General features: G+C 60.2%; 11 protein-coding genes and 9 pseudogenes. 17 read left to right on the top strand and 3 right to left on the bottom strand.

The features are described 5' to 3' along the window. The first annotated feature begins 168 nt into the window (after positions 1–168). Positions 169–871, top strand: a pseudogene (locus FBY10_RS25955) (DNA -binding domain-containing protein). Here FBY10_RS25955 and FBY10_RS25950 read toward each other — a convergent pair. Next, complete coding sequence (locus tag FBY10_RS25950; RefSeq protein ID WP_145338228.1) at positions 868–1,779, bottom strand: LysR family transcriptional regulator; 912 nt, start codon at positions 1,777–1,779, stop codon at positions 868–870. The pseudogene FBY10_RS25955 and the gene FBY10_RS25950 sit on opposite strands and share 4 nt — an antisense overlap. Before the next feature lie 102 nt (positions 1,780–1,881). On the opposite strand from FBY10_RS25950, the gene FBY10_RS25945 reads away from it, so the two are divergent. The 10 genes and pseudogenes from FBY10_RS25945 to FBY10_RS25895 all read left to right on the top strand — a co-directional run. Next, positions 1,882–2,208 (top strand): nuclear transport factor 2 family protein, encoded by a 327-nt coding sequence (locus FBY10_RS25945; RefSeq protein WP_145338229.1) that lies wholly within the window; start codon positions 1,882–1,884, stop codon positions 2,206–2,208. Beyond that, positions 2,205–2,987, top strand: coding sequence for an SDR family oxidoreductase (locus FBY10_RS25940; protein WP_145338230.1), 783 nt, complete (start codon positions 2,205–2,207; stop codon positions 2,985–2,987). The genes FBY10_RS25945 and FBY10_RS25940 overlap by 4 nt, the downstream gene beginning before the upstream one ends. Positions 2,988–3,149: 162 nt before the next feature. Continuing rightward, positions 3,150–3,433 (top strand): annotated as a pseudogene (locus FBY10_RS25935) (helix-turn-helix domain-containing protein). Positions 3,434–3,459: 26 nt separating this feature from the next. Beyond that, a pseudogene (locus FBY10_RS25930) lies at positions 3,460–4,284 on the top strand (replication initiator protein A). 283 nt (positions 4,285–4,567) lie between these two features. Further along, positions 4,568–5,097: pseudogene (locus tag FBY10_RS25920) on the top strand (ATPase). Next, positions 5,094–5,357, top strand: coding sequence for a chromosome partitioning protein ParB (locus FBY10_RS25915; RefSeq protein ID WP_145338329.1), 264 nt, complete (start codon positions 5,094–5,096; stop codon positions 5,355–5,357). Before FBY10_RS25920 ends, FBY10_RS25915 begins: the two are co-directional and overlap by 4 nt. Further along, positions 5,354–5,882: pseudogene (locus tag FBY10_RS25910) on the top strand (DUF2840 domain-containing protein). The gene FBY10_RS25915 and the pseudogene FBY10_RS25910 overlap by 4 nt, the downstream one beginning before the upstream one ends. Continuing rightward, positions 5,879–6,445, top strand: a pseudogene (locus FBY10_RS25905) (S26 family signal peptidase). Before FBY10_RS25910 ends, FBY10_RS25905 begins: the two co-directional pseudogenes overlap by 4 nt. Positions 6,446–6,459: 14 nt before the next feature. Further along, complete coding sequence (locus FBY10_RS25900; RefSeq protein WP_256663589.1) at positions 6,460–6,765, top strand: hypothetical protein; 306 nt, start codon at positions 6,460–6,462, stop codon at positions 6,763–6,765. Between the two features lie 140 nt (positions 6,766–6,905). Then, a pseudogene (locus tag FBY10_RS25895) lies at positions 6,906–8,800 on the top strand (relaxase/mobilization nuclease domain-containing protein); the annotation flags it as partial. A 76-nt stretch (positions 8,801–8,876) separates the two neighbouring features. On the opposite strand, the gene FBY10_RS25890 reads toward FBY10_RS25895, so the two are convergent. Continuing rightward, positions 8,877–9,296 (bottom strand): helix-turn-helix domain-containing protein, encoded by a 420-nt coding sequence (locus tag FBY10_RS25890; RefSeq protein WP_145338231.1) that lies wholly within the window; start codon positions 9,294–9,296, stop codon positions 8,877–8,879. Between the two features lie 100 nt (positions 9,297–9,396). Between FBY10_RS25890 and FBY10_RS25885 the strand changes: the two genes are divergently transcribed. The 6 genes and pseudogenes from FBY10_RS25885 to FBY10_RS31620 all read left to right on the top strand — a co-directional run. Beyond that, entirely contained in the window at positions 9,397–10,425 is a 1,029-nt protein-coding gene (locus tag FBY10_RS25885) for an aldehyde reductase (RefSeq protein WP_145338232.1), read from the top strand. A 13-nt stretch (positions 10,426–10,438) separates the two neighbouring features. Beyond that, positions 10,439–10,948, top strand: coding sequence for an SDR family NAD(P)-dependent oxidoreductase (locus FBY10_RS25880; protein ID WP_218571046.1), 510 nt, complete (start codon positions 10,439–10,441; stop codon positions 10,946–10,948). Between the two features lie 299 nt (positions 10,949–11,247). After that, positions 11,248–11,709 (top strand): SDR family NAD(P)-dependent oxidoreductase, encoded by a 462-nt coding sequence (locus tag FBY10_RS25875; protein WP_145338233.1) that lies wholly within the window; start codon positions 11,248–11,250, stop codon positions 11,707–11,709. Positions 11,710–11,783: 74 nt separating this feature from the next. Continuing rightward, entirely contained in the window at positions 11,784–12,173 is a 390-nt protein-coding gene (locus FBY10_RS31630) for a hypothetical protein (RefSeq protein WP_218571045.1), read from the top strand. Positions 12,174–12,557: 384 nt separating this feature from the next. Beyond that, positions 12,558–13,193, top strand: a pseudogene (locus tag FBY10_RS31625) (alcohol dehydrogenase catalytic domain-containing protein); the annotation flags it as partial. A gap of 96 nt (positions 13,194–13,289) precedes the next feature. Continuing rightward, a pseudogene (locus tag FBY10_RS31620) lies at positions 13,290–13,596 on the top strand (TrbG/VirB9 family P-type conjugative transfer protein); the annotation flags it as partial. Positions 13,597–13,718: 122 nt separating this feature from the next. Here FBY10_RS31620 and mobH read toward each other — a convergent pair. Continuing rightward, the gene (mobH, locus tag FBY10_RS25860) at positions 13,719–15,452 is read right to left on the bottom strand and encodes a MobH family relaxase (RefSeq protein WP_145338236.1); all 1,734 of its coding nucleotides are present in this window, start codon (positions 15,450–15,452) and stop codon (positions 13,719–13,721) included. Positions 15,453–15,634 lie beyond the last annotated feature (182 nt).

Raw genomic sequence — 15,634 nt, 5'->3', positions numbered from 1 at the left:
CCAGCAGTTACAGCCTACCCCGATTTCGATGACGACTTAATGGCGACTCGATAGCTCTTCCTGCACGCTGGAATCCGTGGCGAAGTTCCTGCTGAATGACAGGAGGCCGCATCATGCGCTGACCCGAGCGCCGAACACTGGTATCCGATCACTGCGTATCTCTAAACGCTGCACCTCGACGGCCCCGTGCTGGCGTGGGAATCTCTGCGCCGTCACCCCGACTACCACCGCGACTGGCTGCGCAGGCGCCGCTGGCCAGAGTCCGCCGCGCGCTGGGTATTGCGCCTGCTGGAAGATCCCGCGCTGGATGCGCGCGACGCGCATCCGGTTTGGTTCCCCGATCACGATGCGGTGGTGTAGCTCTACCCGGATGCCGACTCGCCGACCGCCGCGGTGGCTTTCGCGTTCTGGCGCCTCCCCGGCCACAAGCATCTGGTCCACGATGGTAGGCGCCTGGTGCTGCTGACACGCTGGCCGGGTTGCTGCCTGCGGCTGATGATCGCTCCCGGCCTGGCCGATGGCATGGCCTACGCCTATGCCACCCGCGTCTGCGCGCGCTATCAGGCGCTGGCGTGCGAGTTGGACAAGCTGGCCACCGTTGGGGATGCCGTGCCTGGGGGAACGGCACTGCCACGGCCTACATCTGCCGCGCAGTTGGAACTGCACACGTTCCAGTCGCTCGATGCGACCTTGGTGGGCGCGTTCTTGCGCGACGCGGCCGGAGGGGGGCGGAGCCAATGCCGTCGCGGATGACTGGTATCCCGACAGCGCTTTTCGCGCTCGCGTTCGTCGGCTGGTAAGCCGGGGACATGCACTGATGCCCGACGGCTATCGCCGCCTGGCACAGCTTCCACCGTTGCCATTGCGCTAGGGCCGATCGAACGGTTTTCTATCCAGCAAACAGTCGATGAATGCACCGAGGAGGGCTGGTCTATGCTGACTGCTCGGGTAGTAGAGAAACAACCCCGGACGCGAAATTGACCAGTCCGGCAGGATCTGGACCAGCCGTCCCTGTGCCAAAAGCTCGCCCACGCCATCTCGCTCAAAGTGATAGGCAATGCCGAGCCCGTTCAGCGCAGCAGCAATGCCGATGTCGGGATGATTGGTGACGACGGGGCCGTCCACCACCACTTCTAGTCGTTGCCCTCGCTTCTTGAACTCCCAACGATATTGCCTACCATCCATCTGGAGCCGCCAATTGATGCAAGCATGGTCATGCAGCTCGGCAGGTGACTTGGGTGTTCCTCGACGCGCGAGATAGTCTGGGGACGCCACGGCAACCATATTCATGTCCGGCGTGAGGCGGACGGCAACCATGTCTTTTTCGAGCTGTCCGCCCACACGGATGCCCGCATCAAAGCGGCCAACGACAATATCCGCCAACGCGTCGTCCACCACGATGTCGAGCACCACGTCAGGGTGTGCTTGGTGGAAGCGTGAAAGCCGGGGCGCGATGATGGTTCGCGCTGCAATTCCCAGCGTGTTGATGCGAAGCGTGCCGCTCATCTGTCCTGTCGCTTCGCTGGCTTCAACGACTGCAGCAGCCAGCTCTCGAAACAACGGCGCGATGCGCCTGTAAAGCAGTTCGCCACTTGCCGATGGGGCGACGCTTCGAGTCGTGCGATTCAAGAGGCGAGCGCCGATGCGGCGTTCGAGCTTTCGGATCGTCTGGCTGAGCGCCGAAGGCGACAGACCCAGATGCTCTGCAGCTCGGGAAAAGCTCTGGCGCTCCACCACGGCTACGAAGGCTTTCAGCTCAGCGAAGTCAGATCCACGCATTCTGTATCGTTTCCTAAATAACCCATCAAGATTCTAGGGTATTCACTCACTAGACGTCGACGCGCATTCTGAGGCCTTCGTTGAATCCACGGAGCCTGAAAGATGAGCGACTTGAACCTCCCTGAGCCAATTGCCGCGTATTTTGCGGCCGGACACAACCCGGACGCCTTGGCGCGTTGCTTCACCGCGCAAGCCGTCATGAAGGACGACGGTCATACCTACACGGGCATCGACGCCATCAAGGCTTTTATGGCCGAGGCATCGGCCAGGTACAGCGCGACGAGTGTGCCGTTCGCCCTCGACCCGGAGGGCGACTTCCAGTGCGTCCGTGCCGATGTCACCGGCAACTTCCCTGGCAGTCCGGTCGTTCTGTCCTATCGCTTTCGCCTTGAACGCGGCCTGATCGCATCGCTGGAGATCACGGCATGAGCTTCGACCTTCATCTGAACGGCCTGCGGGCGTTGGTCACCGGCGGTACGCTGGGGCTTGGCGCTGCTGTGGTGGAAACCCTTGCGGAGGCCGGCGCTCGGGTGACGGCATCTGCCCGCAGCGTGCCCACGGAGCCGGTGACGGGCGTCAACTACTTGGCTGCCGATCTGTCGACGGCGGAAGGTGCGACTCACCTTGCTCAGACAGTCCTGCGGGACTGGGGCGGCGTCGATATTCTGATCAATGTGCTTGGTGGTTCGAAGACGCCCGGTGGCGGTTTCGCTGCGATCAGTGATGAGCACTGGTTCGCCGAGCTGAACCTAAACTTGATGCCTGCCGTACGCCTGGATCGTGCGTTGCTGCCGGCGATGCTGGCTCAGGGCTCCGGCGTCATCATCCACGTCAGCTCCATCCAACGTATATTGCCTCTGCCCGAGTCCACCACCGCCTACGCCGCAGCCAAAGGGGCGCTCACGACCTACAGCAAGTCGCTGGCGAGAGAGGTGACTCCGAAGGGAGTTCGCGTCCTGAGCGTTGCGCCGGGCTGGATCGAGACCGAGGCTTCCGTAGCGTTTGCGCAGCGGATGGCTGCAGAGGCCGGGACGGATTACGATGGCGGCAAGAAAATTATCATGGATTGGTTGGGAGGAATTCCAGTTGGCCGACCGGCTACACCACAAGAGGTGGCCGATTTGATCGCTTTCCTCGCATCCCCGCGGTCTGCTTCGATCGCAGGGGCCGAGTATCGAATCGACGGCGGCACTGTTCCTACCCTGTAGCCTGTAGCCGCGCTCCAGGCTAATGGGGGCCGGCAGTGTTAACTGGCCCCTGGGGGATGTTTTGCGTCCTTTGCAGATCGTCCCTTAGCAAGGAGCCTCGCACTCTTGAAAGTGCCTCTATCCGGCCGCGTGGTGTGGCCGGGCTTGATGGAGGTATATCCCATGCGACACGCTCCCTTGCGGCCTTCCGCCGATGCCGCCGCTGCGCCCGTGCAGCCCCAACGCTACCTGACAAACGACGGAGCAGCCGAGTATCTGCGCCTGTACCGCGCACGCTGGAGAAACAGCGCGTGATCGGTGGCGGCCAGAAGTTCCGCAAGTTCGGCGACCGCGTCATGTACGCGGTGGCCGACCTCGATGCCTGGGCCGACCAGCGCAGCTACGAGACCACGTCCGACCCGGAATACGCCGAGCGCCATGCAGGCGACTATCGCGATGGCTGCTGATCGTCGGTTCGCCGGCGGCCATCGTCATGTCCTGCCCATCGCGGCCTTCGGGGCAGCGATCGCAGCAGGGGGAACAGCTCAACCTGTTCCGCGCGCTGTCGGGCGACAGCCAGGATTTGATAGTTTTTCCTTTCTTCTCGCTGGCGACGTCGCGACGCACGGCGCCGATCAACTTCCGCAGCGGGAACATCACCATCCGCGTGGAAGGCACCGCCGAGCAAGGCATTGCCACGATATGGGATGCTGACGTTTTGATATGAGCCGTTTCCCAGATCGTGGAGGCGCACGACGCGGGCTTGATACGCACCACGCCCTACGAGATCCTGCGCTTCGTCGGGCTCGGCAAGTCCCTCAAAGACCACCAGCTCCTGAAAGCCGCGCTCGACCGCCTGCAATCGACCAGCGTGGCGACTTCCATCCGCGAAGCGACCGGGCGACGCCTGCACCGCTTTTCGTGGGTGAACGAATGGTGCGAGCAGGCCGACGCCAACGGCACGCCGCTGGGCATCGAACTGATCCTGCCGGACTGGTTCGATGCCGGCGTGCTCGACGCCTCCCTGGTGCTGACCATCGACCCGGCCTATTTCCGCTTGAAGGGCGGTATCGAACGCTGGCTGTACCGCCTGGTGCGCAAGTGCGGCGGGCGGCAGAAACACGGCTGGCAATTCGACTACCGGCACCTGCACCGCAAGTCCGGCAGCGCGGCGCGCCTCTCGGACTTCGCTTACGACCTACGCGTGCTGGTCGCGCGTCAGTCGCTGCCTGGCTACATCCTGGGCATCGAGCCGACGCCGGGCGAACGGCTGGAACTGCTGACCTTCCGGCCCGTGCCTTGCACCGCACGAGTATAACTGCGGGAAAAGGTGTGGACGGCCTCGTACTATCAGGAGTACGGGGTATCGTGCTATCGGGAGTACGCCTATAGTGCTATTAGGAGTACGAAAACGCCAAAAAGCCAGTAACGGCGCGGGTTTGCGTCCATTCTAACTTACCTAACTATAAATCTCTAACTTTTAGTAGAAGCACGCCGTTACGGTGGACAACCACGAAACGGTACGGCCAGGCCGGCTTTCCTGCAGAGAGGGCCGCGCCATGATCTTCGCGTTTCTCAATTAGACAGGTGGCGTCGGCAAGATCACGCTCGCCACCCACATCGCGGGCGAGCTGGCGATGCGCAGTTTGCTCGTCATCCTGCGGGATGCCGATTCGCAGGGTTTCTCGCTGGACTGGACGCAACGCAGAGGCCAGCAGGGCTTGCCACTACTGTTTAGTGCTTTGGGCCTCGCCCGCGAAACGCTGCATCAGGAAGCGCCGGAGCTGGCCCGGACCCGCCGCGCATCGCCGCCCTGGTGCGTTCCGCGCTCCTGGCGGCCGAGCGCGTGCTGATTCCTGTGCAGCCCAGCCTGTATGACCTGTGGGCCAGCGCTGAGATGGTGGAGTTGATCCGTGAGGTGCAGGTGTTACGGCCTGCTCTGCGCGCGGCCTTCGTCATCAACCGGCGCGTCGGTACCACCATCATCGGCAGGGAAGCACTGCAATCGCTGGCCGAACAGCCGCTGCCGGCGCTGCGCAGCGAAGTGCGCCAACGCATCGTCTTCGTCGACAGCGCCGCCGCACGCGAGATTGCCGTTCTCACAGATGAACTGCTGCGTTGGCCGAGATGAGTCAGCGCAACGGCAAGCGTATCGCCATCGGCGCGCGTCCGCCTGAGAATCCGCTCACCGATGCGTGGGTTCGCCAGGGCGAGACCGACGGCATTCAGAAAGGTGACCTCTACACCGCGCGCCTGACCCTCGACATCACGCCCTCGATGCGGGTGCGCATCAAGGTGTCGGCATTCACGCAGGGCGTGACCGTCTCGGAACTGTTGCGCGGTTTGCTGGAGCGAGAGTTTCCAGAACAGCGGATGGAAAACACACCATGACCGCATCCGATTCTCCTGCCGCTGGCGCGGCCACGGCTGCGCTGTCGCTGCATCCCGCAGCACTCGCCCGCTAAGCCGGCAACGTGCCGCTGACCCACGTATCGCTCGCCTACATCGAACCGCGCTTCAAGCTCTATCTGCGTTTCGGCGAACCTGCGCGCACGCTGCGGCTCGACTACTGGCGGCCCTGCGCGGTAATCCTGCCGGGCGCGATGTTCTGCCGCATCCGCTGGCAGGCCAACGACTACGGCACCGTGCGCTGGCAGCTCATGGTGATGCAGGCCGGCACGCCGCATCCTCGGCGTAGGTCTCGGCGTACGCCTGCTGCTGCACGTCGCAGGCGAAAACGCGGTGCGTGCCGTGCTGGAACGCATCGACGGCATCGAGGCGCAGGGCATCGCCGCCATCGACGTGTCGCCCGCGTACTGGCGCACGCTGGGCAACCGTCTGGCGGCCCGCCTGGCGTTGCCCGAATACACCGCCGAGCGGCCCGCCGCCTGGCTGGCCGGGAGGGCGCTGCCATGACCGCTGATTCCACCATCGCACGCGCACCCGAAATCGCGCCGCGTCCTCGCTCGCGCCTTCACTATCGCATCGTGCTGGCGCGCTTCGCCGCCGTCTGCCTGGATGCGCTGGCCTGGGCGGCTTTCGCGCAGCCTCTGTCGCGCCTGATTTACAACCCGTCCGACAGCATTCCGGTCGGCTGATATCGCGTGCAGCCGCTTGACCATCGGGCCGCCTCGCTGCCACATCCTTTGTCCGTGGGCAGCATAGTCCTGACCCGATTGCCCGCCGACGCTGCCCCGCAGAGCGGCTACCTGCCGGCAAACGTTCCACTACTTAAACTTGTGGGCGCGGTCGCGCCGAAACAAGTTTGCATCGTCGCCCGTCAGGTTAGCATCGACGGCGCGCCTGCGGCCGCCGCGCTCGATCGGCTGGACCGGCCGCTGCCATCCTTGCCGCATTGCAGTCTGCTGGCCGAGGGCGAGTTATTACTGTTGAGTGTGACCAATTCGGCGTCGTTCGACAGCCGCTATTTCGGCCCAGTCAGCGCATCCGCCGTGATCGGCGTCGCGCATCCGGTCTAGCTGGAGACATGTTCATGATGGCCGCCGATTCGCTGCACGTTGCCGTGCATCTCATTGAGCCATCGGGCATGCCGTTACGACTGCTGCCGCCGTGTCGTCGCGTGTGCAGCGCGGGCGCATCCGCGCCGCGCTTCGCGCAACGTCCGGCGCAGCCGTCACACGTGCATGCGTTTTGCCTCGAACGCGCCCGGCCCGCGGCCATTGGCGCGTTCGCCGGCGCGCTGGCTGCAAGCAGCGCCGCCGGGCCGCCGACGCCCGGAGCGACAGCGAAGGGCAAAGGCGAAAGGCAAGATAAAAGGTCGCGGCACATGGCGGCTTGAAAACCTTGTCTGCCCATGGGGGGGAGCGGCACGCGCCACGGGGCGTCGGCGTGCCGCGAAGGTGCGCAATGCCGCGTCCGCATGGGCGAAGCCGCGTGCTTCGTTCGCTGGACTGCTACGACCTTGGACGGAGCCGTGCCATGAGCCAGCGCGATGACGACCTGTTCCGCATGCGTCCTGGTGCGCCCAAGCAGCGCGGCGATGCCTTCGTCAACAAGGTGCTGCATCAGACCAACAAGGCCGGCGCGAAGCTCGGCAAGGCGGCGGACAAGGTCGGCCAGCGTCCCGCTTGGGCTGCGGCCAAGTTGCCGCGCGCTTCGCGGGCCGAGGACTTGGGGCCAACGTCCGGCGCGTCACGAGCAACGCAAAGCTGGTCAATCTGGCGCAGGCCGGGCCGGGCTCGACCGCCGCGCACCTGCGCTACATCGAGCGCGAAGGCGTTGATCGCCAAGGCGGCCCGGGCCATGCCTACTGGCCGACGACTGACGATGCCGACCTCGAAGCGTTCGAGGAACGCGGCGCCGGCGACTGGCACCAGTTCAGGTTCATCGTCTCGCTGGAGGATGCCGAACAGCTCGACGATCTGCGCACCTACACCCGTCACATGATGGCACGCATGGAAGCCGACTTGAGCACTCGGTTGGAATGGGGCGCGGTCGATCACTGGAACACCGACAACCCGTACACGCACATCGTCCTGCGCGGTAAGGACGACACCGGCAAAGACCTCATCATTTCCCGCGACTACATCATCGCCGAGGGGATGCGACGCCGAGCGTCGGAACTGACGACGGAATGGCTGGGGCCACGCACTGAACTGGAAATGCGGCGTGCCATGCAACGTGAAGTCGAACAAGAGAGGTGGACAGGGCTGAATTGCACCTTGCAGCGCGAAGCCGGCGATGATCGCCTGGTGCATGTTGAACGCTTCGCTGAACCACGGCTGCAACATCTGCGGCAAGCGCTGACCGGGCACCTGCAACACTTGCAGCGCATGGGGCTGGCGACCGAACAGCAGCCCGGCGAGTGGGCGGTCCACGCCGAGGCGAGCCGACCCTGCGAGTAACTGGCGAGCACGGTAACATCATCCTCACCATGCCGCGTGCCATGAGCGGCAAGCAACGCGAGCTGACGATGTTCCAGCCTGGCGAGGATGGCCGCTTCATCGTAGGACGCGTCGTCGGTAAGGGACTGGCCGACGAACTGTACTACAAGGGCTATATGATCCTCGATTGCACGGACGGCAAGGCGCACTACGTCGCGCTGCCGCTGCGGTCCGAACTGGAGCGGTACCTGACTCGCGCCGTGGTGGAAGTCAAAGGCGCAGCGGACGTGCGCACCGGCGATCGGAACATCGTCGCGCTGGCTGTCGATGGGGTGGACCGCAAAGATCATCACCTAGCCGTGGCGCAGGGACAGGCCACGCCCGGCCGCGACCCGCACGAGGCGTCGCCACGCATGTGCGCCGACTCGAGGCATTGAGCCGCGCCGGTATCGTAGAGCGTGAGACCGAAGGCGCCTGGCGCGTCCCCGGGGACCTTGCAGAACGAGGCCGCCAATACGACGCGCAACGGCTCGGAGGAGGCCTCACCTGCCCATCGAGCGGCAGGCGCGTGTGATCGCTGCCGCCTTGCTCGACCAGCAGTTGATCTGCGGCGGTAAGGGGCTGGGCAACCTGAGCTTTAGGGCTGAGGACAAGGATGCGCTACGCCAACGCGCGGACTTTCTGGCCGAATAAGGGCTGGCCGAGCATCGCGGGCAGCGTGTCGTCCTCGCGTGCAATCTGCTAGCGATGCTGCGCGGGCGCGAGCTGCGAAGGACATTGTCGGGGAAACGGTATGGAGCATCGGCCATTGGCCGACGGACAGCGCGTGGCCGGCATCTACCGGCGTAGCGTCATGCTCGCCAGCGGTCGCTACGCGATGCTTGATGACGGCATGGGCTTCTCGCTGTGCCGTGGAAACCAATGATCGAACAGCGGTTCGGTCAGCAGGTAGCCGCCACGGTTAGCGGGGCACGCGTGTCTTGGAAATTGCACAACAGCGAGACATATCACATTGAGACCGTCTGCGCCGATGCAATCGATACTTGTCTATTGCTTTCTATCAGTCTCACAAAGCCGACGATTGCTTCTCTCGTGAGTCGTCTTCGCTCAACAGCAGTGCATCGTACTTGAGCGACCATTCCAGCATTTTTTGGAATATAGGTATTAAGTCGATTCCGGCTTGGGAGAGTTCATATTCGACTCTCGGAGGAATTTCGGCGTAAGCACGACGTATCACTATTCCGTTGGAAGCAAGCTCCTTGAGTTGCTCCGTAAGCATGTGCTGCGTTACGCCGGGAAGTGATCGCCTCAGTACGCCGAATCTCATTGGCCCTTCGATCAGCATGCAGACGATTTCGATTTTCCACTTGCCTGTGATGGCACGGATGGCTCTCTGAAACCGAAGGATGTCAACGTCGCTCGGGCCGGCGCAGCCGTCGCAGTCCTTGTTGTCGTAGGTTCTTGGGTGAATTGGCTGGATCTTCATTTTTTCCTCGGTCTGAATTTTCTTACTAGGTAAGAAAATCCATCCTACTTGTAAAAACTGCTGTTAGTCACCAACATCATGCCATAGCGGAGAATCAACGATGAATAGAGTTCTTGTTACAGGTGGCTCCGGTTTTCTAGGCAGCCATTGCGCTCTCAAGCTGCTGCATGCCGGGTACAGCGTCAGGGCAACGGTTCGATCTCAGGCGAAGGCGGATGAGGTCAGGAAGATGCTCGTTTCTGCTGGCGCTTCGTCTGTCGGCGAGGTCGAGTTCGTTCAAGCCGATCTCACGCGCGACGACGGCTGGCAAGCAGCGATGGCAGGCTGCGAGTACGTGTTGCACGTGGCTTCGCCATTCCCGTCCGGGGTTCCAAAGGATGACAATGAAATCATCCTTCCTGCCAGAGACGGCACGTTGCGCGTGCTGCGCGCGGCGCGAGACTCGGGTGTAAAGCGCGTGGTGGTGACCTCGTCGTTTGCTGCCGTAGGCTACGGCGGCAAACCGAAGAATGGCACTACCTATACAGAATTGGATTGGACTGATCCGACGGTACCTAACTCACCCTACATCCGCTCCAAGGCGATCGCAGAACGCGCGGCATGGGATTTCGTTAGCTCGGAAGGCGGCAACTTGGAATTGGCTGTCGTCAATCCAGTCGGAATTTTCGGGCCCGTGCTGGGCGCGGACTACTCTGCCTCCATCGCCATCGTGAAGGGCATGCTTGAGGGCGCCATGCCCGGCCTGCCAGATGTCTACTTCGGTGTCGTGGACGTCCGCGACGTAGCCGACCTACATTTGAAGGCGATGGTGAGTCCCGATGCGAAGGGGGAACGCTTCATTGCTGTCGCAGGCCCGCTGATGTCTATGGCGGGCATCGCTTCCATCTTGCGGAGTCGCCTGGGCGAAGCTGCCGCGAATGTTGCGAAGAAGCGACTGCCTAGCTGGCAAATCCGACTGGCCGCGTGTTTCAGCCAGAACGCTCGTCAGATGGTTCCCAACTTGGGCAAGAGGCGTGACTCTACGAGCGAGAAGGCGCGTCGGGTACTGGAGTGGAGTCCGAGGCCGAATGATGAAGTCATCGTATCGACGGCGGAGAGCTTGATACGTCTTGGCCTTGTGGCCCGCTGAGAGGCGCAGCGTCATGTCTCGCGCTCCTCGAAAAACCATCCTGATTACCGGTGCAAGTTCGGGTATCGGGTTTGAGATGGCCCGCCAGTTCGTAGGGAAAGGACATGATCTGGCTTTTTGCGCCCGCCGAATGGACAAACTTGAACAGCTTAAAGCCGGATTTCTGCACAGCGGCGGGCGCGTCGAAGTACGGGAACTCGAAGTAAACAACCACCATCAGGTGGCATCGGTCTTTTCCGAGCTTGCCGACAAGTTCGGCGGTCTGGATCGAATCATCGTCAACGCAGGCATTGCTGGTGGTAGCAGGATTGGCACGGGCGAGTTCGACAAGAACCGACTTGTGCTCGAAACCAACCTCATATCCGCACTCGCACAGATCAAGGCGGTCCTCACGCTGTTTCGTGCTCGTGCTCACGGCTACCTTGCACTGATTTCCTCTCTGAGCGGCCGTAACTGCATTTCCAGGCTTATGGCTACCTACAGCGCAAGAAAAGCAGGTTTGAGTTATTGGGAAAGCCCCTGAACAGGGAATTGGCAGGAACTTTAATCAGTGTTTCAACTATTTTCCCTGGCTGTATCCGCACCCCGCTTAATACGCACAAAAAACACCTGCCTTTCGAGGTAGATGTTGAGTCTGGAGAAGCAGCAATAGTCCGTGCTGTCGAGCACGAGCCACGGGCCGTATATGTCCTGTCTTAGCCGTGGGAGATTTTGGGGCGGGTGCTACCATTGATCCCGACGGCCTTTATTTCGGGTAAAAGGCCGCATAGGGAGTTAGCGAGGCCAACTCCAATAGCATATCTACATGGGAGATGAGACGCGATGAGTCTTCCAATCAAGATATCTGCTTATTCCTTGCTTGCCGCAGTGATTGTTTATTTGGTCTTGGTCGGCACATTCTATTTGTCGCTCAACGACACTAAAGCCGCGAGCGTACCTAAATACATCGGGCTCATCATCGACGATGATTCCCCGTTCGACCATTCGAGCATGGCGTCGGATGTGGTTAAAGGAGTCAACTTGACCGCGAAAATCGTAGTCATCACTGGAAGCCACAGCGGAACGGGTCGAGAGGAAGTTAAAGCGCTTGCTTCGTCTGGCGCGCACGTTATTTCTCTGGCGCGAGATGTTGATCGGGCCAAGAAGAGTTTAAGCGGAATCGACAATGCCGAAGTTGAATATGTTGACCTGCTCAAGCCCGATTCCATTGATGAGTTTGCAAAAAAATCCTGTTGTCCGGTCGCCCCGTCCATATTCTCATTAATAGCTCAGGCATCATGGTGACACCCATGTAACGGGATAGTCGCGGGTACGAACGGCAATTTGCGACGAATGTATTGGGACATTACGAACTAGCGGTGACGCTAGCTCCGGCTTTGGAGCGGGCAAATGGATCACGCATCATCAATATCGCGTCGCGAGGCCATCGCGCCGCCGGCGTGCAGTTTGAAGACATAAATTTCAAGCACTCCGAATACACGGACATGCGAGCTTATGCGCAAACAAAGACGGCTTTCATCCTGCTGTTAATCAAAGAAGATGAACTGTTAAAGGACAAGAACATCAGGGCATTTGCCGTACACCCGGGGCCGTTCCGTCTACGGAACTTTTCGCCGCAGGGTCCGTTGGATACGGCGGTGACATTCAAAATGTGGCTTGGCATCCCTGGCCGCCTTGGTGCGTGCAACGCGCGTTACGGAAACTCTCAACTTCCTGCGGCGCCCCGCCAATGTGGGCGATATTTATAAAACCGTCCAACAAGGCGGTGCAACGGCTATCTGGGTGGTAACCAACAACCAACTCAACGGCCAGGGTGGACTTTATTTGGAAGACAACAACATTGCCGTAGTAGTGCCCAATGGAAGCGATGCTCCTTTCTATAGATAAAGCAACCGCAGATCGTATTTGGAACATCTGCGAACAGATGACTGGAGTGCGGCTGGAGAACTGAGAAATCAGAAAGTCATTTACTCGGCGTTCTACTCCTGGCCAGAAGTTAGATCTCGGAATATGCAGTCGTTTGACACCACGGTTTCGCAGCTTTTTGTTTTGGATAAGCATATGACTATTGAAACCATCCGGGCTCTCGTGGTGGATTCACCTGATGCCCCCTCCATTGGGCCGACCTACCCCTGCCGCTGGCGAGGTCGGGGGAAGTTGTTGTTCGCATATATGCCAGCGGAGTGAATCCGCTCGATACGAAGATTCGAACGGGTGCTGCTGCGCATCCTCGGCATCCGCTGCCGGCTGTCCTCGGGATGGACTTGGCAGGCGTCGTCGAGCACGTTGGCCCCGGCGTGACGAATTTCTTTCTTGGCGACGAGGTTTGGGCTACGGCTGGAGGCGTCGTCTGGGTGCAAGGCTCGATAGCTGAATTCGCCGCAGTCGATGTCCGTCTCCTGGCGAAGACACCGACCAATCTCTCCATGCGGCAGGCGGCTGCGCTGCCCTTGGTCGTTATCACAGCTTGGGAAGGCTTGGTGAACATTACGAACGTCGGGCCGGATGACAAGGTACTCGTGATCGGTGGCGCTGGTGGCTTAGGACACGTGGCACTACAGATCGCGCGCGCCCACGGGGCTGAAGCCTTTGGCGTCGCAGGTAGCGATGCGGCCGAATGCTTGCAGTCGATCGGTGCCATAGCAATTGACCGAACTACTCCCGTGGAAGTTTATGTAAAGGATTTCATGGAAGGTTTGGGCTTCGACATCGTCTACGACTATGTTGGTGCGCTTGATGTCGCCTTCCAAGCAATACGGAAATTCGGAAAAGTCACTAGCGCTCTTGGTTGGGGACCTATTCGCTTGCTCCGTTGTCTTTTCGCTCAGCAAGCTATGCAGGCGTGTTCACTCTCCGTCCGCTTCTCTCGGGAGGGCTACGTCAATACAATCCAAGTGTGGCCGTACAGCGACGGCGCGTTGTATCAGGTCTATGCGTCACTTGGGCGCGTCACCGTGGTTTCGCTCCAGCCCGGCGAGGAACTGGTCACCGTCGCCTCTGGCGATACTGTGCGCTGGATCGTCGGCGATATTTCCAGCGGCAGCGGCGAGGCGCTGCGCGTCAGTGTGCTGGTCAAACCCACTCGCTCAGGCCTCAAAACTAATCTGGTCATCACCACCAGCTGTCGGACAACTGCTGGAACTGACCTCGACCGAAACGACATGGATGGCCTAGCTACCAAGAAGAAGCTGTTGTGCCTCAGGACGAAGAGGAGAATGAAGAGCCAGTTGAAGTCGAATTCGAAGTCGAAGCGGAAAAGAAAAAGCTCAAGCGTGTTGAGGTATACGGGACGTTTATGCTTTTTCAATTTTAAGGAAAGGATTATCGGTAGGTATCGGTCCAGCTTCGAATAAGATTGCTGGATTTTTTAACAAATAGCCTTTGAGGGTTCCTTTTTTCCGTAGACCTTCCACCTGACAGATCCAGATGTTCAAACCATCATCGCGCTTTTGGTGGATTTTCAGTTTTTCGAATTGCTTCTGCACCCATCGCCATTCCTCACCTGCGGAATCGGTCCCCAATGAGATGGCCGGAAATTCCTGAACGTAGCGATGAAAAAGGCCAGGTGTGACCAGGAACACAGTACCTCCGACTGTATGGATTTTAGCCTTGCTGTCATTGATAATCAGCTTGTGGCTCAGAATGCCTTCCTTGACCCAATTCAGGAATGCTTGGCCTGGGTTGTCCGATTGAAGCGTTGAAGTATCGTCAGCACTTTCTGACGGTGCATCGTTCGCCCCATGCTCACCCAACTCGAACATGTCCAGCAGCGTGCTGAGATAATCGGCATCCTCTAGCGCCATGAGATCCGGCTGCGATGATGGGTTTTGAGTTGATTTTGTATTGACAGCCTTAGGAGTTACTGGTGATACCGGAGCGTTGGGCTGATTTTCATCTACTGCGATGCTAACCGTTCCGTTGAAAGCCTCTGGCCGGTCTTTGTTCCCCCAGATCAACGCCGGTTGAAAGCGCAGAAAGGTAAAGGTCTGCTCCCAGTTTCCCTGTGCGACAAGGGCGGTCCAGATGGCTTTGCCTTCCGGCGTAGACTCGACCAGACCATGCGACTGCAGTTCGTCGAACACGGCGATGTTGGATGAAGGAATGCCTTCTATGGCTTGCGACAGCAGATAGGCCCGAAGCTTGTCCGTGACCGTCTTGCTGACCAGCCAGAGCGCGTCCTGGGTCAGCCATCCCGCGGCACCCGGCTGGTTAAGTTTCAGCTCGTGCTGAACAAGGTGACGCAGTCCGCTGATCAAGTGATGTTGCAGCGAATGAATCGGCGCTTGCAGCGCCTTGTTCGGGTTGCCACCGATGTTCTGTGCGGTAGAGACTCGGTCTGCTTGAATCACCAATTCGCCCAGCACGCCGGCGCGTTCGTACTGACCCGCCAGCACATACAGCAGGCTCGCCCATAGCAGCGGAAAACCACTGAGCCAGTCCAGGATAGGTCGGTCAAGAATGTGGGTGTAGAGCAAGCCTGCGGCAGCGCCGTGCAGGTGGTAGTCGCGACCTTTGACATAGCGAAAGCGGTAGGGCTGATCCAGTGGGCCCTGCCAGGGATGCCAAGGACGGCCATCCTGACGTTCGACCTGCAGGTCCACGGCGATCTTGCCAATGTCATGCAGCAGGGCGCCATAGGCGATGCCGGCCGACCAGGCATCGGTCTGGGCGGCTTGGTCTTCGGGCGCGGCGCCGGAGGGAAGCAGATATGACTGACGCAGTTTCAAACTGCAGGCGACCAGTTCCAGCCCATGGTCGAGCATGCCTCCGAGATAGGCGTGGTGGTGCGTCTCGCTGGCTGGGAGTTGCTGGACCTGCTCGGCGTAGCGATGGATCGGATTTAAATAGAGCTGGATGAACTGCGCGTGGGAGAGGGCGGTGTACTGCCAGATGCGATCGAGCAGCTGGCGGCGGTGCTCAGCGGCTAACAAGCTGTGAGCCGACTCGATGGGCAAGTAACCTTCGGCGACGTTGACGGTCGGTGGCGGAGGTGGCCTCCGCTTTTTGTGGCGAAACAGACTGAGCATCTTGACCCCCGGAAGGTGGCTGGGGCAGTGGCCTTTTAGCCTTTTCGGATAGAGCTCTTACCCTTGAGTCCCCATTCCCTTCCAACCCTTATCCGTCCTTTTTGGCTCGTGTCCCTTTGCGCGGCAATCGGGATATCGATACTGCTACACATCGTTTTATTGGGGCTGGTACGAAAACGAAA

This window comes from Pseudomonas sp. SJZ103 (genome assembly GCF_007828335.1).
Lineage (GTDB): Bacteria > Pseudomonadota > Gammaproteobacteria > Pseudomonadales > Pseudomonadaceae > Aquipseudomonas.
This window is presented reverse-complemented; position numbering and strand designations above follow the sequence as displayed.